We start from the raw sequence: 23,437 nt of genomic DNA, 5'->3' as shown, positions 1-23,437 counted from the left end.
CCTCACTTTCCTTCGATAAACGCGGCGGTCGCGTCATACGCGGCGCGCTGTGTAGGATCCGTCGATTCGGCGGCCGTCACAAGCAATTTCGATCCGTCATAAAACGCGTGACTGACCTGGTCTTTGCCAAACCCTTCGAGGTTCAACTTGTCCAAAAAGGTGTCATACAGTTGTTGGTTGCTGGCGTCTAATCCGGTCAACTCAACTTCAATGCCCATCCCGCTCTGCTTGGCGGTCTCCATCGCGTTGCTGATGCGAATCACATCGGCATTGGCGCCCTGCTCCACATAATTCGGCTGAATCCACGCCGCATCAAAGCCAAGGGATTGCCATTGGTTCGTCCTATCGGCACCATAAAACGGGATCCAAAATAGAGGTAAGTTCAACTGGTGCACTTGCGAAACCGCATATTGCAGATAGAAGAATTCCCCTGGCGTCGTGACGTGGTACTGCTCCTCGTCCCAATAGATTCCATCGAGTTGCAGATGCTGAAAACCAGCCGCCTGCCATTTTGACATCAGCGTTTGCAAATACCATTTCATGGCCGTCTCGCGGGCCGCTAGCGCATTCGGATCAGTAGCGGAACCACCGAAGTTCACGTCTTGCCCATTCACCGAACCGAAATCGTGCGTACCATAACCGAAATACGGAATCGTCAGCACAACCTTTTCCTTATCGGTCGTACCCAGCGCCTGGTCGCGCTGAGCGACAGCCTGGTCGAGCGCGGAAAGCTGTTGATTCGGCGCAAACAAATCGTTGATATAGTTGGTGAGTCCTGTCACTGTGTTGCTCACGTTCCCATAGGGAAGAAACAACATCGTATCAAACAGGGAACTCGTAATGTTGCCCGAGGTATCGACATCTGCCACCATCGGCAGGAAATCGCTCGCGGACCAGGTGCCTTCTTCCCCGTGCGCTCCCGTCTCGACGAGCAACATGTTGTGAATTCCTGCTGCACTTGCAGATGTCGGAGAAAGTGGTCCGATGTCGTCCTGCTGGCCGGGCACGTATCCGAGCGTATTCGCAGCACTGCCCACGGCAGAGGTACTGCCCTTGACATCAAGACCGCGGACGAACACCCAAACACCAACGGGGATGTACAGGCGAATGGCGTCCGCCTCGATGCCTGTGTCGCTGTCCCATGCGTAGGTTTGAGTCGTCGATTTTTGCCCACTCTGCGGGATGGCAGAATAGCGGTTTCCAGCAGAGTACCATGTGCCATCCTGCTCGAATTGAAATTGGACGTAATCCGGATAATAGACGCCCATCGACTGGTTTTGCATCGCCGTAATTTCAATATGGCGCACATCTACGGAACGTCCGAATTTCACAGTGATATATCGTCCACCCTGGTGGTTGAACCCAAGCCAGCCAGTTTTGCTGGTCACAGGTTGGCGATAGGCCGCTTCATTCTGCGAAAACGTGGAATCTGGCAGACCTGTTACGGTAGTTGAGATAGTGCCTAGTGATGTGAGGTCTTGCATCGAAGCGGGGGTTGCAGCGGACACGGAGGGACTCATCAAAGCGAGCCCAAGGGTCGTGGACGCCGCGACAGCAGCCGCCCACCGCCGGCGCAAATGGTTCATGTTTCATCCTCCATTAATGTTCTCAGTCCGCGCTTTGGGAGACAAGGAAGCCGCATGGGGGTCGTACCGTGCTGGCCATTATCAAGAAAAGACGACAAAATCAAACAGAATGTTACATCAATTGGGCAGTAAGATAGACTGCCACCAAAAGCTCATAGAGTTACCAGTTTATTATAAGGGCAGTTCCCTAAGGGGTAAACCCTTCGATCACCAGCAAGTACCGTCATTACGCAAAATCAGATATTTCATAGAACCAGTTGACGCCTCGCTAAAATTCCCCATATAATTCAAGTAACGTTTATCAACTGAACAGCATTCGGAAGAGTGGACATGATGATCCCTGCTCGTCACGTGGGCACATAAGAGCTGGGGGAGTGAGTTGTGCAACCGGCCACCTGTTTATTACAGGTGGCCTTTGCTATGTGCCGCGGAGGTCACGTGTATCCATCCTGAAAGCGAGGTGCATGGCGGTGTACGCCAGTTGCATACCAGGGTCGGATAGGTGCGGCCACGTCAGGGGTCAAGGGTTGAAAAGAAAAAAGACAGAGCAATGATGGCTGCAAAAGCCAGGCAACAACCGTTTTTGGCATGATTTATCTTTTTCCACAGAAGAGGGCCACGCGCTGCGCGGCCCTCTTCTGTATATACATCACGTTATCCATGTATTCTATGTAATGTAACCCAGCAATCGCGAAATGGCCACTCAAGCATGGTTCCCAAGCATATGTAACGGTAGATTCATCGTGACTGTCGTCCCTTCACCCACCTTGCTATCCCATTCAATACACCCGCCATGCGACTGGACAATTCGCTGGCAGACCATCACACCAAGACCGGTTCCACCAGACTTCGTGGTATAAAATGGTTCGCCGACGTGTTCAAGCGTCGTTGCGTCCATCCCAATCCCCGTATCCCGCACACGGATGTACACCTTATCCGCGTCCACCCAAGTGGACAGGTAAACTCTTCCGCCGCCAGTGACCGCATCCATCGCGTTCTTAATCAGATTGACTAACACCTGATGAATTCTATCCGCTTCGCACAATACCATGGCGCCTTCGTCCTGCAGATGCATCTCCATGACAATGCCCTGCATCAGCGCCTCGGAGTGGAAGAGGTCATATACCCGCGTCACGATTTGCTCGACGGGCGTCGACTGAAACTCGGAAAACTGGGGCCGGGCCACAGCCAACAACTCATTCGTGATGCGCGATATCCGTTCGATCTCTGTGCTCATAATGTCCGCGTACTTGGGACCTGACTCCGGTTGCTTGGCGACCAATTGCAAGAACCCCTTTAACGTCGTCAGTGGGTTTCTTATCTCGTGCGCAATGCCCGCCGCAAGTTGGCCCACCACCGACAGTTTCTCGGAACGCAGCAGCATCTCTTCCGACTGCCGCCGCAACGTGATATCCCGAAACACGAGCACAGCACCGGTCACCTGGTCTTCCTCGTAAATCGGCGAGACCACGTACTCCACAGGAAACGGCGTACCGTCCTTTCGCCAGAACTGCACATCCACAATGTGCCGCGTTTGACCGCTGTGCATGGCCTCCTGGACTGGATTTCGATGCCCGCGCTCCCTGATGTGGCTGTTGCCCGAGCACCCGAGCGTCTCATAAAAATCTCGCCCGTGGAGATTGGCCGCAGCGTATCCAGACATCCGTTCCGCAGCCGGATTGACAAAAATCACACGACCCTGTAAATCGACGCCGCAAATCCCCTCCGCAACCGATTCCAAAATAGATTTGGTCTGTATGCTGAGTTTGCGAATGGCCTCGACTGTGGCATGCCTTTCAGTCACGTCGCGACAGATCGCAAATACACCCGTCACCGTGTCATCCGCCCGAATTGGAATCACTTTTAACCGCACGCGAATCGGTCTACCTGTGCGGTGGCGAATCAGTACCTCGAGCTCCTTAATGACGCCCGCACGTGAGTATACGAAGCCACGCAACAAGTGATAAATATCCTGCTTGGATAAAAAGACTTGGAGTGGTAGACCCAACAGCGACTCTCGGTCGTACCCGATAAATTCCTCTGTCATCGGATTGACGTCGACAATTCTGCCTTTGAGGTCGAGTTGAACGACGAGATCAGAGTTTTCGTCGAACAGCGACCGATATCGACGCTCGCTCTCGCGCAACGCGCATTCCACCCGTTTGCGGTCGGTAATGTTCCGAATGATGCCACGCATCCCAACCGGCGCCCCGAACGAATTTCGAACCAAAGTCGCCGACGCCTCAAGCGTCAGTTCTTGTCCATCCCCACTCGTAAACTGAAACTCATGCGCCCGTCGAGGGGCTCCTGTACGCCAGACAAATGACCACAGACGATACAAACTCTTCGCCTGTGAATAGGTTAAATGTCTTCGATATGCCTTACCGATTAATTGACACTCTGGTACGCGTAAAATCTCGCACAGAGAAGAATTCAACATCACGAGGTTTGCAGATTGGTCCATCTCGTAATATCCGTCGTAGATACTCTCCAAGATCTCTTTTTGCCAGACAATGTCGCGTGTTGAATTGACTAGCGTACTCATCCGTGTACGCGCCCCTCAAACTTGATTTGTTTCCTTTGTATTGTATCATGTGCCCAAAGGATCGTCAATTTCCAAAAAAGGCGGAAATACCCGCGTTCCACCCTGCGTAACAATATATCGATACAACCATATCGAAATACATCAATATATACGGATATAGATATCGATATACGTTCTCCGCAAATATGCTAGAATATGGGCGAAGGGAGCGTACTCTGTTGACAAGTAAAACCACCGTACTATACTTCGGCATCCAAAAAGGCGGCGCCGCGAAGAGCACCACAGCAGCGGCAACTGCGTACATATTGGCCAAGCGCGGCCAAAAGGTATTAGCAATCGATCTGGACTCGCAAGGCAACCTGACCAACCTATTGAGTGAACACGACGACATTTACGAGTACAGTGGCAGAACCGCGCTGGAAGCGATGAAAAGCGTCGAAGCAAACGGCGAAGAACTAGTCAGCAACTACGTTCATCCAGTATCGGAAGGCATTGATTTGATGCCTAGCGAGGATTTCATGGCCACCCTGTCCAGGTGGCTGTACCGCGAATTCGAGCGCAACTACCCAGGCAAAAACCCAGGTCTTGTACTCCGCGGTGCGTTGGAGAAAATCCTTCGGGTTCGGCCATATGATTTCGTCGTGATCGACAGTCCACCGAGTTTAGGGGACCAATCTATCAATGGCATGGCTGCGGCCACACACATCGTGTCCCTATTTGAACCTAGTAAATTCTGTCTCGATGCACTGCCGCGATTTTTCGAAACCGTGTATCACGTTCGGCAACAACTGAACCCAAACCTCCAAGTCGCCGGAATTCTCGCCACAATGGTCGAAAAGCGCCGGGCCGATGCGCAATTGCTGTTGGAGACCCTCGCGGAAGACGACGAATATGGTCCACTTTTGTTCGCCCAGCGAATCTACCGCAGAGCCGCGACCGGACGTTTGAACTTGCAAGGATTTGTTGAAAACCGCGAACTGCGTCGTGCCATCCAGGAGTATGAGCAGTTTACCGAGGAGTTGTTACAGCGGCTATGAGCGAGTTAAAGGAGAAATTGCAACAGCGGCTAGCCCGGTCGCGCACCGTTCACCAGGAACTTATCCAACCTGCGCCCGCACCTCAGCCGACGCCTGAGCCCATCATCGCAAAAGCAGTCGCGCCAAATGCGATTGAGGTGGATTCGCCGCCCCGGCCTGGACGGCCGAAAAAAATCAAGCGGAAAGTCACCACCCTGTACTTTGATGAGGATTTAGATAAGGCATTGGAAATGTTTCTGCTTCGTCAATATCTGCAAACGGGGACGAAGACCAGCAAGAGCGAGTGGATTCGAGGACTCGTTGAAACCTCGCTGAAAGAGCACAACGCATGGCCACCGCAGGAATAATGCATAGCCTGCAGGCCGCACCGTACATTTAAAGTGAACAGAACACCCAAAAGATAAATTGTGGAGGAAATCTTGTGGCAGTTATCATTTTTGATCTCGACGGCACCCTCATCAACACCGGCGACATCGCGATAGACGCCTACAAATCCGCAATGGCCGAGTTCTCCGTCAAGCCTGCGGACTTACCGACAGACGAACAGATTTTAAAGACGTTTGGACTCCCGGACAGAGAAATTTGGCAGTCGCTGATGCCGAATCACACCGCAGAGGAACAGATGGCAGCCTTCCACCTGTCCTCCACGCGCATCGACGAAGCCATGCGACATCGGGATATCCTCCTGCCCCACGCGCGCGAGGTCGTCCATGAACTGCATCGTCGCGGCTATATCCTCACCACCGCCAGCAATTGCGGCGAGCGGTACCTAGACGCCGTGATGGCCACACAAGGCATTGGCCACCTGTTTGATGAACCCCTCTGTCTCGAGTCGGTCCACGGCACGCGAAAAGCCGACATCTTGCGTCAACTCGTCGCACGCTACGGGCAAGAGTCCAAATTGTACTTGGTGGGAGACCGGTATACGGATCGCGATGCCGCAGCCGAAGTCGGGATGCCATTTATCGGGTGTGACTTCGGCTTTGGCGACGCATCCGAATTGACGGGCGCCATTTACATCGTCAAAGACCTGCCTGGATTGTTGAATTACTTCACCTAATGGTCGTCCCTTCACACCGACACAGGGCAATAGGCCCTTCTCGCGAGGGCCACATGCGCCTACTGCACGAGCCCCGTCAGCGCGACTGCGTGCCGAGCACCCGCTCGCGCACGTTCTCCACGGGCACGATGGTCGTTTGTCCTGTTCGCCTGTCCATGAGTTCAACGCCACCCGCCGCAAGGGAGCGGGCACTCACGGTGATGCGCGTCGGCATCCCGAATAAGTCGGCGTCGCTAAACTTGATTCCGGGGCGCAGTGCCCGATCATCCCAGATGGCATTCTCCATCCCCAGCGCCTGGTACACGTTTTCTGCGGCGCCCACGATTGCTGCATCGTCGCCGACACTGACGATGTGTGTGGCATACGGCGCGACGCTGCGCGGCCACATCATCCCCGCCGCGTCGTGATGCTGTTCGAGAATGCAAGCCAACACGCGCGTGATACCGATGCCATAACAACCCATCACCGCCGGGATCGACCGCCCATCGGCATCCGCCACCGATGCCCCCATCGCCTGACTGTACTTTGTTCCAAGTTTAAACGTATTCCCCGCCTCAATCCCACGCACCTCCCGCAAAGCGCCCCCGCAGCGCCCACACGCCATCCCTGCGCTCACGTTCGTGATATCCGCCGTCGCCACGGTCGCACATGTGGATAGGTCGCCCAAATGCGCGGCAATCGCCGTCCAGGCCGACTTTGAATCAACCCCCTCGTCAACCACAACACGAACATCGAACGCCGCTTCGCGCGCGACGTCCGACGCCGCAGCCTCAGCCAAATCCGCAATGCCAACGGCACGCGTCAGTTTTATCGGATTCACGTCGAGGTGTCTCGGGACCACCACCACGATCACGCCACCTGCCCCATCCCGATACACCTTCACCTGCAATTCATCGCACACGAGCCCACCGCTGGATTTCTGTGCCACCGCCACTTCCCGATTCGCTGCGTATCCGCAGCTGTCACAAATCAACAGCGTATCCTCACCCATCGGAGACAAAAACATAAATTCGTGCGCCATACCGCCACCCATCATCCCGGTATCCGACTCGACGGATACGATGTCCAAGCCACAACGCTTGAAAAATCGAACATAAGCCTCAAGCACTTTTTCGTAGTGCGCGTTCAAATCGTCAACCGTTAGGTGAAAGCTGTAGGCGTCCTTCATCAAGAATTCGCGCAGTCGAATCAGCCCTCCACGCGGACGCGGCTCGTCTCGAAATTTAGTCTGTATTTGGTACATCATCAGCGGCAGTGCGCGATACGATTGCACCATGCTGCGAAAAAAATCCGTGGCAGTTTCTTCATGCGTCATCGCCAAGACCATCGCCGCCCCCGCGCGGTCTGTCAAGCGGGCTAAATCAGGGCCGATACTCGACAGCCGCCCAGACTGTTCCCACAACCCTGCCGGTTGCACCACCGGGAATAGCACCTCTTGTGCACCCAGCGCATCCATCTCCTCCCGCGCAATCGCCTCAATGTGATGCAACGCCCGCACGGCGAGCGGCCCATATGTGTAAATCCCTGCGGACACGCGCCGCACGAACCCAGCGCGAATCAGCAACTGATGGCTGGTCAATTGCGCGTCGGCCGGTACCTGACGCTCCGTTTTAAACACGAGATGGGACATTTTCATCGCAAAATCCCTCCAAAAAACAAAAATAACCCCGCCCATCAAAGGGCGAGGTTGAACTCGCGGTACCACCTTTATTCGCCGCCCACTTCGGCGGCGCTCCACTCCAATCGGCTCTGGCTTCCATCATGCACGAACCAGAACGAATCGGTGCCTTGCGATAACGGGAGGCGACCGGGCGACTCATCATCGCCAGCTCTGGGGTGGGTTCACTGGAGGTTCACAGCCTGATTTCTCACCAAGGTAATCAGGTCTCTTGTCTGCGCTCTCCGGCTACTGGCCCCTTCAACACTGATTATCGAATATATAGACACTTTCGACAGCGGATGTCAATAGGGTGGGGATGTAGGCGGGCCGGGGCGGGGTGGTGCAGGGCCAGGGCGGATCAGGCGACCATCGGCGTGAGGGCGGGATCGTCCGCTGCAGGACGTCGGAGTCATCTGGGCTGCTCGCCGGGAGTGGCCCACGGCTGTGACATAAGGCAGAATATCTGCCCTATTTTCGGGATTTGGGCGACCTCAGGGCAATTAGGGCACGCAAAATACCTTATTTACTCAAATGCCGCCCGATAAAGGCGAAAAGTCGGCCATTAGGGCAGATTTCATGTCTTATCGGCCCTCAATCACGCCCGCGCGTCTTAATAAGACATCCGGCGCCAATCGCAACGGACAAAACCGAATCACCATCCGCAGCCGGAGAGGCCCCGTCACCAGGACCTCAGTTGCTCGGCGCGTAATACGCCAACAAATTTATATCCGCCTGTGTGTGCCCGTTCTGCGGTTGCAAGTTGACGGTTGTCACGTCCAGCAGCCGTGGAGCGTCGTGCAGCCCTTCCAGAAATGCTTCGACCTGCGCACTACTGCCTTGCACCGCCAACTGAAGGCTGATATTTGGCAGCACTTGCCCGCCACCTGTTGTTCCCGTCTGGTTTGCAGAAGATGCATTCGTGGTCGTAGTAGATTCGTCCGTCGAATTCGCCGCACTTGCGGCCGCTATGCTGACGACCCTTACACCCGTCTCTGCGGCTACTTTTGCAAAGGTTGCGAGGAGGCCTGATTCATCCGCGTCACTCGGCAGTGTGATGGATTTCGCCCCCGTCCCACTTTGAGGAGCCACCGTGTTCGGCGACGGAGATGACGAAGCATGGGTACTTGAGGCGCGGTTGGCGATGGATTGCTGCAAATTCGCAACCTCGCCCCGGAGGCTTAAAAGCTTGTCCCATTGCGGACGGAACCAAAACAAGTACAGGAGGGCGATGAGTGCAAGCAGAAATACGGCGATGACCAGTTTGGTTTCCCGCGGTGTCAATTTCCGATTCACGGATTCGTGCCCCCCGTCTGTGTCGGTGCGATGGTCAGTTGGTACAGGTACTGCAGCGGAGCCTTGTTCGATCCATCCGCCGGCCCAACCATAACCGCCGTCTGGTTGGTGACGCCTAAGCTGAGGTTTTGCAGCGTGACTTGATGAACCCAGGCGTCTGAACTGAGCGCGTGTTCGAACGTCGAGACGGCGATGACGCCTGAACTTCGTCCCGAAACTTGTATTGACGATCCGCTCGCTTGAATGGTATCGACGGTCATGCCCCCTGGCAGCGCGTCGTGGATATCCTTGAGCTCTCGGGCCCAATCCGTTCGCGCTGCAGCCAGTGCCTCTGCCTGTTGTGTGATTCCTTGCGTCGAACCGCCACCCGCCTGGGCGGAATGTCCCTGCTGGTCAAGCGATTGAGTCAAATGGTTCACCTGCTCAGTATACCGCGCTTGTGTCGCGTAGAACCATACTTGCATGGCCACCAAACACGCGACAATGACGGCAATGGGCACCGAAATGACCAGCCATTTGCGGGATGGGCTGTGCCATGGTGATCGTGTGCCCCGCGGTTTCGAGACTCTCGGAAGTAAGTTAATATCCACGCCGTTTACTCCTCACGCATCGCTAGTCCAATGGCGGCTGTGTAATCGACCGAAACGGAACCATCACCCGCAATCAAGCGCCCGCGTCGCCCAGCGATGAAGTTGGTTTGAATCACATCCTGAAACGACAGCGTCCGCACAAGGACGCCCGTCCGATCCGTGATGTTTGCCTGCTGGTGCGGATTTAACAAGTGACTGCCCGTCATGATAATCTCCTGAAATTGTGCCGAGCGCTGATTGAGCGTGTACTGAAAGAAATTCATGGTGCGTTCCAACTCGGACGCAATCCGCCCCACATAATCCGACAAAGACAAGACTTCAAGCGACGGATGCACGCGCGCGGGCGCAGTGGCAGGCAGCGATAGTTCGTCAGTGGCGGCCATCGCCGTAGCGCCCGCAGCGCTATCGTCGACGCCTTCGCCAAACCCGCCTTCAAGCGGACTATCTGTTTTGTCGCCTAGAATCACGGGAACTTCTCTCGTCAAATAGAGCAATCCATCGTGAAATACGTGGACACTTGTGCCGTGAGTATCCATCTCCGTCAAAATGAACGTCTCCGGCAATTCAACCACCCGCAGCAATACGCGAAACTTGGCCAAGGGGCGAATATCAATCGACGCTACTTTGATTTTTCGCTTGCGCAACCGCTCCACGAGCGGGCGAATAAAGGCGCCATCGGCTGCTATCAAAATCACACTCACGTTGTCGCCCTCACCCTGATCCGTTGAGGCAGGGCATCGAACAAAATCAAATACCACCTCGGCAAACGGCAAGTGAATCGTGTTGGTCAATTCAAACTCGATAACCTCCCGCAACTCCTCGTCTGTGAAGTTGGGAAGCGTGAGTTGTCGAATCACAGTGTACACACTGGGGATGGACACGTGCACGCGCTTGCCCCTCAGCTTGTAACCGTGAAGCGCGTGGTCGATGAGTTGTTCAAGGCGGATCCAATCGACATCGTCACCGCCGTGGAAGACGCCCGCTTCCACGGGTTGCTCACTCATCTGCTGCAACCGCAGCGTCTGCCCCACCTGGAGTTCCACCACGCGAATGGCATCCAATCCAATATCTAGTCCAATCCTACTGGTGCCCTGTCCCCGCGCCATACGTCTCCCACCTAAATCTCCGTTATCGACTTGAGTGTATATCCACTACCACCAGGCTGCGACGACACGGGGCAACTGGCGGATTGAACATACGGATTCGCCGAAAAAGAACCACCATTCCCGCGGGTACCCAACGCAATCGCCGCCTCTTTCTGGACTTTGACCGTCGTGCCCGAATTTTGATAGAGGTACTGGTCCACACACAAGTTCCCATCAATCAATAGGGAACTCTGGCTATTCATCAGGACCCATCCATCTTTCTTACTCGTCCCGTTGACCATGGTCGATGCCACGACTGCATCCCCTTTGACATGCAAGGTCGCACCCGAGTTCACAGTCACTGGCCCTGTTTCTATCAGACTACCATCTATCGTCAAATTGCCGTTGCTATTCACCGTGACGCCGCCTTGGATGCTCGCATTCTGCTCAATTGTAAAGCCTGTATTGACCGAGAGCGCGGTTCCATCCGCCAAACTTCCTACCTGCAGTTGCGATCCGCTGTTAATATTCAACGTTTGACAAGACAATTGCCCAGAAATGGTCAACTTCCCGTTCACCGTCACCGTGTTGGCAATCACATCGCCGTCAATCGTCGCCGTCCCGCCAGAGTTCAACGTGACATTCGTCGCGTCAAGCGATCCGTGGACCGTCAACGTCGCCCCACTGTTCGCAACGACATTGCCCGTGACCAACTCCTTCATATCCCCCGCGGCGTCGCCATAGGTCATGGTGCCGCTGTTCAAGTTCAAATCCGTCGGATTGCCGCCCGGTGTACTGGAGTGGATCACGATATAAGGCCCCCCCGCCTTCGTCTCCTCAGCGGCATCGACTTGGGCTTGGGTGGTCGCGTTGCCATCCGCTACGTACTCACTCGAATACTGGCTGTAGGGATACGGATTCTGCGTCTGTCGCACAGGCACGGTAGAAGTGGTGGAACCAGAACCAGATGACTGGAAGGTGACGTCGAGTGTAATCGACGATCCGCCCTTCGACACCCGCACAACCTCATGAATCGTGCCACTCGAATCGGTGTACGAATCCGTAATCGTCGCCGTATAGCCCTGTGCGTCCAATTGTTGCGCGGCGTCCCCTGTAACTTTCGACACCCCGTCGGCGTCCGTCAGTTCCGACTGCTCCTTGGTCGCTGTGTCGGTAATGATCTGCTCGATGTTCGACAAGTCATTCTGAATCTCCGTGTCACTTGTCAGGTGCCCGACCGTCTCCGTCTGCAACCCGTGCACCCCGGTGCCCATCACGTAAGACGACGCAAACATCGCCGCACTGACAAGGGTCACCATGACGACGCCGAGCATCAGCACCCAAAGAAGTGTGTAGCCTTCCTCACCCTGATTTCGCTTTCTCCGCACTCTCCTCATATCATCACCGCTGCTCTGCGTCATGGTAACCGGCTGTCAACACAAACGTCGCTGATTTGCCGCCCGCCGTCTGATAGGTCGTGGCCAATCGAATGATAAAACTATTGACAAACTCACATTGATAGGAAGCATCAAACGGAAACCCGGCGTCGCCGATGAATTGCGGGAAATCCCACGTCACCTGCAGGCCGTTCTGATAAAAGTTGGCGTTTGGCGGTTGGAGTGTTGCGGGATCTATCGTCGTACCACACGCCGTCGGAGACGTCTCCGGTACATTCGTTGTGAAGGCGACGCTGTATGTGCCATCGGGAAGTTGCGTAAACACCAGTGCCCCAAACCGATGCGGATTGGCCAAGGCCAACGACTGATTCGCCGAATTCCCTGTATCGTTGGTCACCACAGCGTTCGTGTTGTACAACCACGGAATATTTCCTGTGGCGTTCGCCGGCACCATGGTCGAATTTTGGTCATACAGCCACAACACGACCTGCTTCGTAGGGGCCTCTTGATACTGAATTTGAACATAGTGCGCCTTGTGAAGCTCTGTATTCAATAATTGATTGGTCAGTAAGACTTTTCGCTCAGCGGCGTTGTAACCAATGAGACTGATAGCCCGCTCTGCAGAAGGCCACAGCACTGCCAATATCACTGCGCCGACAATGGTCGAAATGACGATAGCGGCAAGGAGTTCGATTAACGTAACACCCTGGTTTTCCTGCCGTAGGCGCTGCCATTGACGCATGTCTCTTCCTCCTACGACAGTTGATACGCAGGTGCCTGGACAGTGGCCTTGCGACCATCCGGGTCTGTGACGGTAATGGTAAAGTTGCGTGTCAGCTGACTGCCCTGCGCACCACTAGCCGTGTACGTGACATCGTATGTGTATCCCGTACTGCCAATCTGTCCGGAACTCGTAGCTGTACCGACACTCTGTCCCGCATCTGCGGTGAGTTGAATGTTGAACACGATAGGTGACGACGTACTCGAATTGGTCAGTTCGTTGCCGACAAGCCTCAATGGAATCGTGTTTTTGACCTGGTCAACCGCGCTTGTTCCATACGTTTCACGCAGCGACTCGGCGATCTCGGTGGCGTAGCCCAGGGCGTGATCGTACTGTGTTGTCGCCAGTGTGCCCTTTTGAACCGACTGGATGGCCGCGAGAACGGCTGTCAGGAGCAACGCCAGAATCGCAACCGAAGCCAGGACCTCGATGAGCGTAAATCCACCGTCCGAATCGCCACTGGAATTCGCTTTGGAATGCGCTTGGCTGTTATGTTCACGCGTTCGCATACTGAGTACCTTCATGCCGACATATCTCCAACGCTCATCAACTTGCGACTCACCCACCGCGAAAGGCGTAAGTTCCCTTGAAACATTCCAACGGAAGATTGGCCCCTCAATACGTGAGGAGCCAATCGACGACTACCGTTATGAAGGTTAACTTCCTGAACTCGTGGAGCCCGTTCCGTCTGGATAGATATAGTACGTAGTGCCGCCTCCGAATGAAAACGACGCGGCATCTGAGTTGCTAGACTCATCTGAGGTGGTGATTGTCCAGTCTCCGTCCGTGCCCGTTTGCGCCTTCGGAACCTCGTCTAGATAACCACCTGTTGTCTGTCCAGTAATCCCCTTCACCAAAAGATCATACATATTTTCCGGGTCACCGCCACCAAATGTAACATTCACATTTGTACCAGTCTCGTTTGGTGCTAGCGTACCAGAGCTTAACGTCATCGTCCCATCGCCACTTTGCGTACTCTCGTAATCAAAGTCCGCACGCTGCAACGCATCGATAATAATCTTCTCATTATCCTTGTCCGTATTGATTTTAGACTTATTAATCTGTCCCATAATGACGGGAATGGCCACGGCCGCAATAATCGCGAGAATGACGACCACAGCCAACAACTCAATCAGTGTGACACCCTTTTCCTCGTTTAGCCGCTGCAACCACATTTGCAGCCTTTTCACCCATGTTCTCATTCGCCCTTGTCTCTCCCCTGATTTTTTTCGTATGTCTGAGATGCCTGTCTCGCCCTTCAAACCTATGTAATCCAGGTACTAACCCGAGAATTACCTACCCTTATCACAATCTATCTATGAAAAAACTATGCCGCATACCTAGCTCATATTCCCTAAGCCCTGATAAAGAGAGAACATAGGCAATAGCGCCGCGAGGACAATACCGCCGACCACGACGGCCAGAAACGCAATCATCACGGGTTCTATCAGTTGCCGCAGTCGATCAACCATCGTCGCCACATCCGCCTCGTAGAAATCGGCAACTTTGCCGAGCATGTCGTCGAGGTTACCCGTCTGTTCACCGATGCGAATCATCTGGGTGACCATCGGGGGAAACGCGTCGTTTGCGCGCAGTGGCTCCACAATAGATTCACCACTTTGCAAATGCTCGCGAGCATCGCGCAGCGTGCTTGCAATATAGCGATTATCGACCGCATCCGCCGTGATAGAGATGGCCTCCAACGCAGGCACAGCACTTCGAAAAAGCATCGACATGGTGCGCGTCGTACGAGCGACCGCCGCCTTTTGCAACAGTGTCCCAAACACCGGGATTCGCAAAATCCACTTATCCTTGAGGTAGAGATTTTTCGGGTTGCGGGACGCGATCAGTATCGCGGCACACAAGACAACAATGATGGACAATACAATGTACCAACGATGTGTGACAAAGAAGGAGAGTGCTAAGATGATTCTCGTTGGCAGAGGTAGTGTGAGATGCTGATCTTGAAACACGGTCACGAACGTAGGAATCACTCGGACGAGCAGAAAAATCGCCACCGCAATGGAAAAGATGCTCACCGAAACCGGGTAGACCATCGCGGACTTAATTTTCTCTGTCGTCTCGTGCTGCTTCTCGACGTACGTCGCGGTACTCTCCAGCACGTCGTCCAATGTACCGGAGACTTCACCCGCGTGAACCATTTGAACGAACATTTGCGGAAAGATTTTGGGGTGCTGCGCCAAGCTCTCCGACAGCGCCGTCCCGTCCGTCACGCGCTCCATCACGCTGTCCAGCGCGAATCGGAAATCTTTGCTTCGCGCTTGCTCCGCCAACACTTGCAACGACTCCACGACGGGGATTCCGGCCCGAATCAACGTTGCAAACTGCCGACAAAACACCACAAATTCATCCGGTTTGATCTTCTTTCTACCAAACGTAATTTCCTTTGTCCATACTGAATTCTTGACCTCTTCAATTTGAACCACATGAATACCTTGTTGCGTCAACTGATACAATGCTTCGTCACGGTGCTCCGCTTCAACGCGGCCGCGTTGCCGATGACCTCGGCTGACGATGCCTTCGTATGTGAAGACAGCCATCGTGGGCGCTCCTTTCCGCGGGCGATATCAATAGCGCGCGTCCATCGCCGTGACCCGGAGAACTTCCTGGACGGTCGTCAACTGTGCACTCGCTTTTGCCAATCCGTCTGCAATCATCGCAGTCATGCCATGCGCCAAGGCGTACGCCCGATAGTCGCTGTCCGATTGCCTATTCAACACCATGCGGGCTATCTCGTCGTCCATGAGAAACAGTTCATGGACCGCCATGCGCCCCTTGTACCCCGTGTTGCCACACGCTCTACATCCGCGGCCAATCACCAAATTCTCACTGGAGCAGCCGTAATCGGCAAACAATTTCTCCTCGATTGGCGTCGGCTGATACGGCACGCTGCACTGCCGACACACTTTGCGGACCAACCGCTGAGCCACGACGCCCGTGATGGCCGATGCGACCATGTAGGGTTCCACACCCATGTCCATCAAGCGGTTCAAGGCGCTCGCCGCATCGTTCGTGTGCAGGGTGGAGAACACCTGGTGGCCCGTCACGGCGGCACGAGCAGCAATTTCCGCGGTCTCGTCGTCACGTATCTCACCAATCATGACAATATCCGGATCCTGCCGCAAAATCGCCCGCAACCCCCGCGCGAACGTCAGGCCTGTCGCGTGATTCACCTGTACCTGATTGACCCCGTCCATCTGATACTCAATCGGATCTTCGATGGTAATGACGTTGACCTCCGGCGTCGCGCGCTCGCGCAGCGCGGCGTACAGAGTTGACGTCTTCCCTGAACCTGTCGGCCCCGTGATGAGTATCGCGCCTTGCGGACGATGGAGCATAGCGCGAAACGTCGAGAGATTCGCGTCGCTGAAGCCTAATTGCTCCAGTTGCAAGACCGTCGTTCGCAAATCAAGTACACGCAACACGACCTTCTCACCGTGCGCCGTCGGCATCGTCGAGACGCGAACGTCGATATCGTGGTTCGCCTCGTGAAGCTGAAACCGACCATCCTGCGGCAGACGCTGTTCGGCGATATTCAGGCTCGCCAACACTTTCACGCGAGCCACGAGCACGTTCTGCATACTGCGCGGCAAGGTCTGCTCTGTGCGCAGAACGCCGTCGACGCGATAGCGAATGCGTACCCCTTCGGGTTGTGGATCAAAATGAATGTCACTCGCCCGCGCCGAAACGGCCTGCAACAAAATCTGATTCATCAGGCGCACCACAGGCGAATCCACGCGGTTGGCTTCCGCTTCGTCGACCAACGCTTCGGCAGGGACACTCTGAATCGCCGCCTCCACCGACTCTTGCAAATTGTAATAGCGATGAATGGCTCGTTGAATGTCGTCCCGCGCGGCAATCGCCGGCTCAATCGCAAAGCCTGTCGTCATTCGCAAATCGTCGATGGCATAGTAATCGAGCGGATCGACCATCGCCACAAAAAGGCGGTTTCCCTCCCGGCGAAACGGGACAACTTTATACGTCTTCGCGAGGCGTTCTGGAATGAGTTTTAGTAGATTTCTGTCAATTTGATATTGGGAGAGCTGTACATGTGGAATACCCAGCTGAAATTCGAGCACCTCGACGAGCTGCTCTTGTGTAATATACCCCTTGTTGATGAGGACATCGCCCAGGCGCTCCTCCGTCTCGCGTTGTTCACGCAGTGCCTGTTGGAGCTGCTCAGGTGTCAGGATGCCGACCTCGACAAGCATTTCACCGATCCGCTTTCGCGCCATACCCAATCCCCTACGGATTCTGACGTTCTATACATGAGTTAATATAGCACAGAAGACAAAGCTTTGGACGAGCGGAATCAGGCGCCCGAACAAAACTTCGGGCTCCTGACTTGGAGGCGTTAGCTCATTTTTCTTTCATTCAGGATTGGACGGGCGCCCGACGCCACCCGGCGAATAGCCACTTTCCCGCCTGGACGAGCCCGTAGATACCCGACGGAACGCCGGAGAACATCAGCCACATCAGCGGTTCATTGTACCGTTGATACGCGAAGAACACGCTGAACAAGACCGTAAAGTACAAGAGCGTCAACAGGACCGTGAGAACCTCGCGGCGTTTGCCGTGTGCAAATAACAGCGCGAGGCCGTGGCCGATCAGCGAGATCCAAAGTAGGACAGGCTGAATCGCCTTGAGCGTGTCCGGCAATACACCGAGGATGCGAATGGGATAATACGCCCGGTTCCAAAGAATCCCCGGCTTAATCCACAGATAGCTTCGCCAAAAATCCTGCGGATGCGCGTGATGCCACTCGCGAATGCGATACATCGCCGCGTGCTGCTGAGCTTTAAACCACGCAATTTCGTGCATGGCTTGCGGCCGCAAGTCAGGGTGTACATCCAGGATGTGATGCTCGACGACGGTCGGATTGCTCGGATTCGGGAAATTCACGCCTTGGAACGTGCCGAGCAACAGCGGGTTGGCCGCATCGTCCGTCAGCGCAATAAACTGATGAAAGACCAGCAAGTTGCGAATCCACCAAGGCAACATGCAAACAACCACAATGCACGCCGCAATGACCCCATGTCCAATAAGCTTGCGCCACGGGTAACGCTTGATAATCAAATAGAATAGTACAATGACGGCCCAAAGTAGCACATTTGGCCGGAAATACACGGACACCATGAACAACACGGTGGCAATGACGACGTGGCGCAACCTGTGTGAGTCGGCGGCCTTGAACAGGTAGAACACGGTCCACGCGAAAGCGGCCATAAACGGCGTCTCCGTCAGGAACAACGTATCCGTTTCTATCCCTGGCACGTACAGCGCAAGAAACAAAGCCACGACAAACGCAGCATACCGGTTCCAAACGTAGGCTACACTCTGGTACGCCCCGAGGATACCGACAGCGCCAATCAGCGTAAACACGATTTTCCCGACATACAGCCCAACGGCACCTTGTCCAAACACGCCGAGCACGGCAGCCAAAATCAGCGTCATGCCGGGTAACATGTGAACCGTCGGCGCATCCGGGGTGTAGTATGAATATGTACCCGATTGCAAGAGCCACTCTGCACTGCGCAAATACCCTGCATCATCGCTGTGGAGGGTCACATACGGTCCGTAATGGAAAATGACACATAGACGAATGACCATCGCCAGGGCGATGGGGACTATCCATAGTGCGTGATGTAAGATTCGTTGTCGGTTCATTGATTCCCAAGCCTCACAAGTTATTTGCCAACAGTCTACACCATTCGACAGGCAGTGAATACCCGCTGACAGACGTCACCATCGACGATACAATCATCTGTGAGAGGAGCGGTTGCACGTGACGGTGACAGATGCTGCAAAAATGGAACTGCTTCGATTCAGCCGAGAAGAACTCGCCGACGGCGAATTCATTCGAGTAGCCCGGGCCTATCAGTGTGGTGGTCCAAGATTCCAACTCATCGTGGATGACACAGAGAGCAAGTTGGATGAACGAATTGTGATAGATGAGGTCACCCTCTTCGTCGACAGCGCGTGCCACCGACTGCTTAAGGACGTCACGATCGATTTTACGGACGCCGGTTTCTCATTCCATGACGCTGACAATCTGCGCTGTTAGGGTACGCGTTGGCGCGGGGACGGCGGGGTGGCTGTGGGTCATCGGGGCGAAGCGGGCCTCCGGGCGCACGGTGGGGCCTGGGTGTCAGGGCGAGCGGGCCTCCGGGCGCACGGCGAGGCCTGGGTGTCAGGGCGAAGCGGGCCTCCGGGCGCACGGTGGGGCCTGGGTGTCAGGGCGAATAAGGCACAATATCTGCCCTATTTCCGGATTTTCTGTCGATTCAGCGAAAATAGGGTACGGAAAATGCCCTATTTACTGAAAAGCTGCCCGATAAAGGCCAAAAACTGAGGATTAGCGCAGAGTTGATGCCTTATTGGCGCCGAGAGATGCGCGAATGTCTTATTAAGACATTCCAGCCGGCATGGTGCCGCTCAGGCGCATCAGTGGTCACCGGCAGCCACCCGGCAGGGCCTGGGTGTCGCGGCAATAAGGCACAATATCTGCCCTATTTCCGGATTTTCTGTCGCTTCAGCGAAAATAGGGTACGGAAAATGCCCTATTTACCTAAAAGCTGCCCGATAAAGGCCAAAAACTGAGGATTAGCGCAGATTTGATGTCTTATTGACGCCGAGAGATGCGCGAATGTCTTATTAAGACATTCCAGCCGCAAGGTGCCGCTCAGGCGCACCGGATCACCCACCTCCACACCCGCAGGGCGCCAGTTTTGCGCACCCGATCACCGGCCCCAAACCACGCCACTATGCTGTGTGAGTCACTCCGCCAAAACCATCCGCGCGCAATCAGCTCAGGCCCACGTGCTTAATCAGCAGCAACGAGATATAGAAGATGCCAACGCCTATCACAGCGGCAATCACACTGCCGCGATTCTGGCCTCGGACAACCGGCATGAGATCGGTCATTGACACATAGAGGAACGTGCCCGTAGCCAGCGCCATTAATATTTTGACGACATGTTGGTCAATCGCCCCAACTTCCAGGGTCAGAACGGCGCCAATGAGCGTCGAGACCGCGAGGCCCACGGACGTCAACAGCGCGCGCACCCGCGATGTGCCCGAAGCGAGCGTGATGGTGGCCATACTGAACCCCTCGGGAATTTTGTGCATGGTAATGGCGACAAAAATGAGCAATCCTGTGGCGCGGCTGATACTAAATGCGCCTGCGATAATGACGCCATCCATAAAGGTATGTAACAGCAAACCGACGAAAGAAACGAAGGCAGCCCGAGAACTAAGTACCGCGCCAGGGTGATGTCCCATCTCGGGGGCAGCCGACTCGCGGTGGTGTGCATTCGCGCTGTATCGTTCTAAAATCAACAAAATGAGATAACCAATGACAATGTATAATGGCGATGTTCCCGGCAGTTCGCTCAGGGAGTCAGGCAATCGGTCTAGTACGGTGGCGCCTAGTAGGAACCCCGCGCCGAGCCCCGTGACAATCATCGTCTGTTGTGGGTTAAGTCGCTTAACCACAGTGACAGCACCGCCAATCACATCAGCAAATGCTGCAATGGTGCACAAGATCAGTGCAAACCACATTGACCTACATCACTCCACGAGTCCCAGACATTTGGTGTAGCATGGTGATTGTATCAGCGTTATACTAGCGTGTAAATAAGGGCTGTTACGATTTGTATGTGATTCGGGCAATCTATAGACAGTCCGATCCCGATAAAGCATCAAATAAAGCGTCAAACTTGCGATGCAATCAGCGTTCATCTTGCGGGGCTGATGCGCCCAGGCAGAAAGTGTGAGATTGAGATGGAAGACCGACATGAAACCCTCGTCCACGGCGTCGTTGTGCGCGGTGTTGGCGTCCAACCGGACACCAAGTGTGCGCACTATGCGTCGGAAAAAGACATTATTGCCATCAAGTTCCCGTGTTGCAATACCTACTATCCTTGCCACGCGTGTCACGATGCCGTGGCCAATCACAAAGCGACCGTTTGGCCCAACGCCCAGTTTCGTGAAAAGGCGGTTCTCTGCGGGCATTGTGGACACGAACTCTCGATACAAGATTATCTCGAGGCAAACAACACCTGTCCATCCTGTTTCGCATCATTCAACCCAGGTTGCAGCCGACACTATCATCTATATTTCTCCATGGCGTAAGGTTTTAATCCTTTTAATCCAGGCGGACAGAAAATACGTCAGGCAGGGATTGCAATTTCGAAATGACGTCATTGGCATCGGCGCCGCGGCGCGTTCGCAACTGGATCGTCACCGTCAGTGTCGGCGTGTCTGCTGCCGCAGTCACGCTGCGGATGTTTGCCTTGCGCACCTCGGGACATCCAGTCTCAAGCGTATGCAGCACCGCGTGCAAGTCGCCTGTCTCGACAATTAGGCGGCATTGGGAGGGGAGGGAGAGGCGGCGGGATCGATTCAGGACCTCTAAAGCAATCAACACTAACAGTGTCGTCACTGTGCCAACGACGTACATCCCTGCACCAATCGCCAGCCCAATTCCAGACGTCGCCCACAAACCTGCGGCTGTCGTCAAGCCGCGCACGGATTGGCGCTGGACAATAATTGTCCCCGCACCGAGAAAACCAATTCCACTGACTACCTGCGCCGCAATTCGGCTTGGGTCCAAAACGATTGAATTCGATCCCACCAAATCCTGAAACCCGTACTTCGACACAATCATGATCAGCGCGCTGCCTACACACACCACGAAGTGGGTACGCAAGCCAGCTTCCTTTTCGCGACTTTTTCGTTCCCAGCCAATGAACGCACCAAGAATGCCTGAGATAATCAGCCGTAATACCAACTCCAATTGCATGTGCATGCAGGTCACCTCGCTTGTTTCTGTCGCCTATACCACAAACTTGTCTTTTCCATCAATCTTACGTCGGATAGGTCTTTCCTAGTCTGAAAACTTTGCCACGCATTCCAGCAAACGATAATTACATTATGTAAACTAGCGTGTTACAATCAATGCAGGGGTTACGTAGCATCTACCTGTTTGTGTAGTTGCAAGTTACTTCTTCTCCCATATTCGACAATGGCTCGACTCTTTCAAAGAGTTCGAGCCTTTTTTGCGTCATCACATACATAGCCCTAGCCATGAGGCGAAGCCCCCGCCATCAACCAAGCCGGGAAACAGATATGAAGAAGCCGGATGGACCACCAGAATCTCTGATGGAACCAGCCGGCATATGAGGACAACACAGTCATCTGGATACAGCGAGATTACTTCAGAATCGTCAAGGTGCTATCCTTTTGCGAAACGAGTAAGTCATAGCCATTGTCCTGGAAAAATCCGTAGCCAAAGAGAGGGACGCCGGAATAGCTGGGATCGACAATGCATGGAATATCCGGGAATTCAGTCCCCCCGATACTCAACGTAATTTTGCTGACGTACGCATCGTCTTCACCGCCAACGCCCTCGACCTGAATATCCCCCAGATTCGGCAGGTTGAGCGCGTCCGCCAAGCTCTTCGTAATCAGCGGCTCAAATGCCCCCGTGTCCAACTGCAGCAAGACGTCACTTCCCCCCGCCTGCGCATTGAAGAGGACAGCATTTTGATACGTTGTAATGGGGACAGAGGCGACCACGGTGTCTCCGGCTGGAGGCGTTGCTGGCGTCGTGGTGCTCGCAGGCGAGAACGTCACAGACGTAGTGGTCGATTGCACATGCCCGCTCGGATCTTTCCACGAAGCAGTGACCTTCACCGTCTCCGCGTGACTGTCATCAACGGCTGCAATATAGCTCCCATCCTCATCCGTGTAATCACTGAGGGTGTTTTTGTCCTGATCGGACGAAAAATAAGCGTTTCCCGTCACCGACAAAGTGATGAGCTGATGCGGAACGGATTCGTCATTGTCGCCAACCAGCACGTTAATTGGCGCCGGGCTGCCAACGGGCGCGGACTGCTTGTCCATGTAGATTTCGTAATCGTGCGGAACAGGGACAGACGTAAAATTAAAGCCGCCCCCCTTCAGCTTGGTGGCCTTGATTTTCGCTCCAACCTTCGCCCATGGCAGGTATGTGTTTCCTTGATACACCACGCCCTGAACGGTACCGCCGGTAATCGCAAATTTACCATCGCCTAAATACTCATACGGGGTTTGAAACGACTTGAGCGCTTGCCACTCGAGATACGTCTCATTGCCCACCGCAATCGCTGGGATGGACTTCCCATTGACTTCCGCCCGAACTTGACCGGGGGCCGCCTTCGTCGTAGCCGCATAAGCCGTAGCGGCAACACTGGGGATCAAGAGTGCAACGGCGGACGACGATAGCAGAATGCTCAATTTTTTGATGGGCTTCACAGAATCTTCCTGCCTTCTCTTAAATAGATAATCCTCCATAGACTTCGATCCGCCCTATCCCCATTCCTGCTAATCCAATTCGACAT

21 protein-coding genes and 1 riboswitch are annotated in these 23,437 nt (G+C 54.5%); of the genes, 5 read left to right on the top strand and 16 right to left on the bottom strand.

Translation table 11 applies throughout. The features are described 5' to 3' along the window. Positions 1–2: 2 nt before the first annotated feature. Together K1I37_RS03730 and K1I37_RS03725 are read right to left on the bottom strand one after the other, a co-directional pair. Positions 3–1,586, bottom strand: coding sequence for a DUF4855 domain-containing protein (locus tag K1I37_RS03730; protein ID WP_021297348.1), 1,584 nt, complete (start codon positions 1,584–1,586; stop codon positions 3–5). Between the two features lie 317 nt (positions 1,587–1,903). Beyond that, positions 1,904–1,988: riboswitch (cyclic di-GMP riboswitch) on the top strand. 301 nt (positions 1,989–2,289) lie between these two features. Then, a complete protein-coding gene (locus K1I37_RS03725) occupies positions 2,290–4,131 on the bottom strand; it encodes a PAS domain S-box protein (RefSeq protein WP_021297347.1) in 1,842 nt (613 codons plus the stop codon). 218 nt (positions 4,132–4,349) lie between these two features. Between K1I37_RS03725 and K1I37_RS03720 the strand changes: the two genes are divergently transcribed. From K1I37_RS03720 to K1I37_RS03710, 3 genes are all read left to right on the top strand, one after another. Next, complete coding sequence (locus tag K1I37_RS03720; protein WP_021297346.1) at positions 4,350–5,168, top strand: ParA family protein; 819 nt, start codon at positions 4,350–4,352, stop codon at positions 5,166–5,168. Then, complete coding sequence (locus tag K1I37_RS03715; RefSeq protein WP_021297345.1) at positions 5,165–5,515, top strand: hypothetical protein; 351 nt, start codon at positions 5,165–5,167, stop codon at positions 5,513–5,515. The genes K1I37_RS03720 and K1I37_RS03715 overlap by 4 nt, the downstream gene beginning before the upstream one ends. 74 nt (positions 5,516–5,589) lie before the next feature. Further along, positions 5,590–6,228 carry an HAD family hydrolase gene (locus K1I37_RS03710; RefSeq protein ID WP_021297344.1) on the top strand — a complete coding sequence of 213 codons (639 nt, stop codon included), beginning with the start codon at positions 5,590–5,592 and terminating at the stop codon, positions 6,226–6,228. Between the two features lie 76 nt (positions 6,229–6,304). Here K1I37_RS03710 and proS read toward each other — a convergent pair whose 3' ends face one another. From proS to K1I37_RS03655, 11 genes are all read right to left on the bottom strand, one after another. Then, on the bottom strand, positions 6,305–7,864 hold the full coding sequence (gene proS, locus K1I37_RS03705; protein ID WP_021297343.1) for a proline--tRNA ligase: 1,560 nt from the start codon (positions 7,862–7,864) through the stop codon (positions 6,305–6,307). Between the two features lie 714 nt (positions 7,865–8,578). After that, a complete protein-coding gene (locus K1I37_RS03700; protein ID WP_021297342.1) occupies positions 8,579–9,181 on the bottom strand; it encodes a hypothetical protein in 603 nt (200 codons plus the stop codon). After that, positions 9,178–9,771 (bottom strand): PilN domain-containing protein, encoded by a 594-nt coding sequence (locus K1I37_RS03695; RefSeq protein WP_021297341.1) that lies wholly within the window; start codon positions 9,769–9,771, stop codon positions 9,178–9,180. Before K1I37_RS03695 ends, K1I37_RS03700 begins: the two co-directional genes overlap by 4 nt. A gap of 5 nt (positions 9,772–9,776) precedes the next feature. Continuing rightward, positions 9,777–10,877 carry a type IV pilus biogenesis protein PilM gene (gene pilM / locus K1I37_RS03690; RefSeq protein ID WP_021297340.1) on the bottom strand — a complete coding sequence of 367 codons (1,101 nt, stop codon included), beginning with the start codon at positions 10,875–10,877 and terminating at the stop codon, positions 9,777–9,779. Positions 10,878–10,888: 11 nt separating this feature from the next. Further along, a complete protein-coding gene (locus K1I37_RS03685; RefSeq protein WP_021297339.1) occupies positions 10,889–12,244 on the bottom strand; it encodes a polymer-forming cytoskeletal protein in 1,356 nt (451 codons plus the stop codon). Positions 12,245–12,257: 13 nt separating this feature from the next. After that, entirely contained in the window at positions 12,258–12,995 is a 738-nt protein-coding gene (locus K1I37_RS03680) for a type II secretion system protein (protein ID WP_021297338.1), read from the bottom strand. An 11-nt stretch (positions 12,996–13,006) separates the two neighbouring features. Further along, positions 13,007–13,558: a prepilin-type N-terminal cleavage/methylation domain-containing protein gene (locus K1I37_RS03675; RefSeq protein ID WP_021297337.1), complete on the bottom strand. Its 552-nt coding sequence runs from the start codon at positions 13,556–13,558 to the stop codon at positions 13,007–13,009. A 132-nt stretch (positions 13,559–13,690) separates the two neighbouring features. Further along, positions 13,691–14,224: a prepilin-type N-terminal cleavage/methylation domain-containing protein gene (locus tag K1I37_RS03670; RefSeq protein ID WP_407653194.1), complete on the bottom strand. Its 534-nt coding sequence runs from the start codon at positions 14,222–14,224 to the stop codon at positions 13,691–13,693. 150 nt (positions 14,225–14,374) lie between these two features. Beyond that, positions 14,375–15,595: a type II secretion system F family protein gene (locus K1I37_RS03665; RefSeq protein WP_021297335.1), complete on the bottom strand. Its 1,221-nt coding sequence runs from the start codon at positions 15,593–15,595 to the stop codon at positions 14,375–14,377. A gap of 27 nt (positions 15,596–15,622) precedes the next feature. After that, positions 15,623–17,290 carry a GspE/PulE family protein gene (locus K1I37_RS03660; RefSeq protein ID WP_021297334.1) on the bottom strand — a complete coding sequence of 556 codons (1,668 nt, stop codon included), beginning with the start codon at positions 17,288–17,290 and terminating at the stop codon, positions 15,623–15,625. Between the two features lie 139 nt (positions 17,291–17,429). Then, complete coding sequence (locus K1I37_RS03655) at positions 17,430–18,722, bottom strand: glycosyltransferase family 39 protein (RefSeq protein WP_021297333.1); 1,293 nt, start codon at positions 18,720–18,722, stop codon at positions 17,430–17,432. A 118-nt stretch (positions 18,723–18,840) separates the two neighbouring features. On the opposite strand from K1I37_RS03655, the gene K1I37_RS03650 reads away from it, so the two are divergent. Continuing rightward, entirely contained in the window at positions 18,841–19,119 is a 279-nt protein-coding gene (locus tag K1I37_RS03650) for an iron-sulfur cluster assembly accessory protein (protein ID WP_021297332.1), read from the top strand. 740 nt (positions 19,120–19,859) lie between these two features. Here K1I37_RS03650 and K1I37_RS03645 read toward each other — a convergent pair. Then, the gene (locus K1I37_RS03645; RefSeq protein WP_021297331.1) at positions 19,860–20,615 is read right to left on the bottom strand and encodes a ZIP family metal transporter; all 756 of its coding nucleotides are present in this window, start codon (positions 20,613–20,615) and stop codon (positions 19,860–19,862) included. A gap of 192 nt (positions 20,616–20,807) precedes the next feature. Here K1I37_RS03645 and K1I37_RS03640 point away from each other — a divergent pair, with 192 nt between their 5' ends. Continuing rightward, positions 20,808–21,188: a CHY zinc finger protein gene (locus K1I37_RS03640; RefSeq protein WP_322790870.1), complete on the top strand. Its 381-nt coding sequence runs from the start codon at positions 20,808–20,810 to the stop codon at positions 21,186–21,188. A 13-nt stretch (positions 21,189–21,201) separates the two neighbouring features. Here the strand turns inward: K1I37_RS03640 and K1I37_RS03635 are convergent, their stop codons facing one another. After that, positions 21,202–21,864: an MgtC/SapB family protein gene (locus K1I37_RS03635; protein ID WP_021297329.1), complete on the bottom strand. Its 663-nt coding sequence runs from the start codon at positions 21,862–21,864 to the stop codon at positions 21,202–21,204. A gap of 404 nt (positions 21,865–22,268) precedes the next feature. Beyond that, the gene (locus K1I37_RS03630) at positions 22,269–23,351 is read right to left on the bottom strand and encodes a retroviral-like aspartic protease family protein (RefSeq protein ID WP_021297328.1); all 1,083 of its coding nucleotides are present in this window, start codon (positions 23,349–23,351) and stop codon (positions 22,269–22,271) included. Between the last annotated feature and the right edge of the window lie 86 nt (positions 23,352–23,437).

Origin of the sequence: Alicyclobacillus acidoterrestris, assembly GCF_022674245.1 — a bacterium.
GTDB lineage: Bacteria > Bacillota > Bacilli > Alicyclobacillales > Alicyclobacillaceae > Alicyclobacillus > Alicyclobacillus acidoterrestris.
Note: the sequence above shows the minus strand (reverse complement) of the source record. Positions and strands in the feature narration are given on the sequence as shown.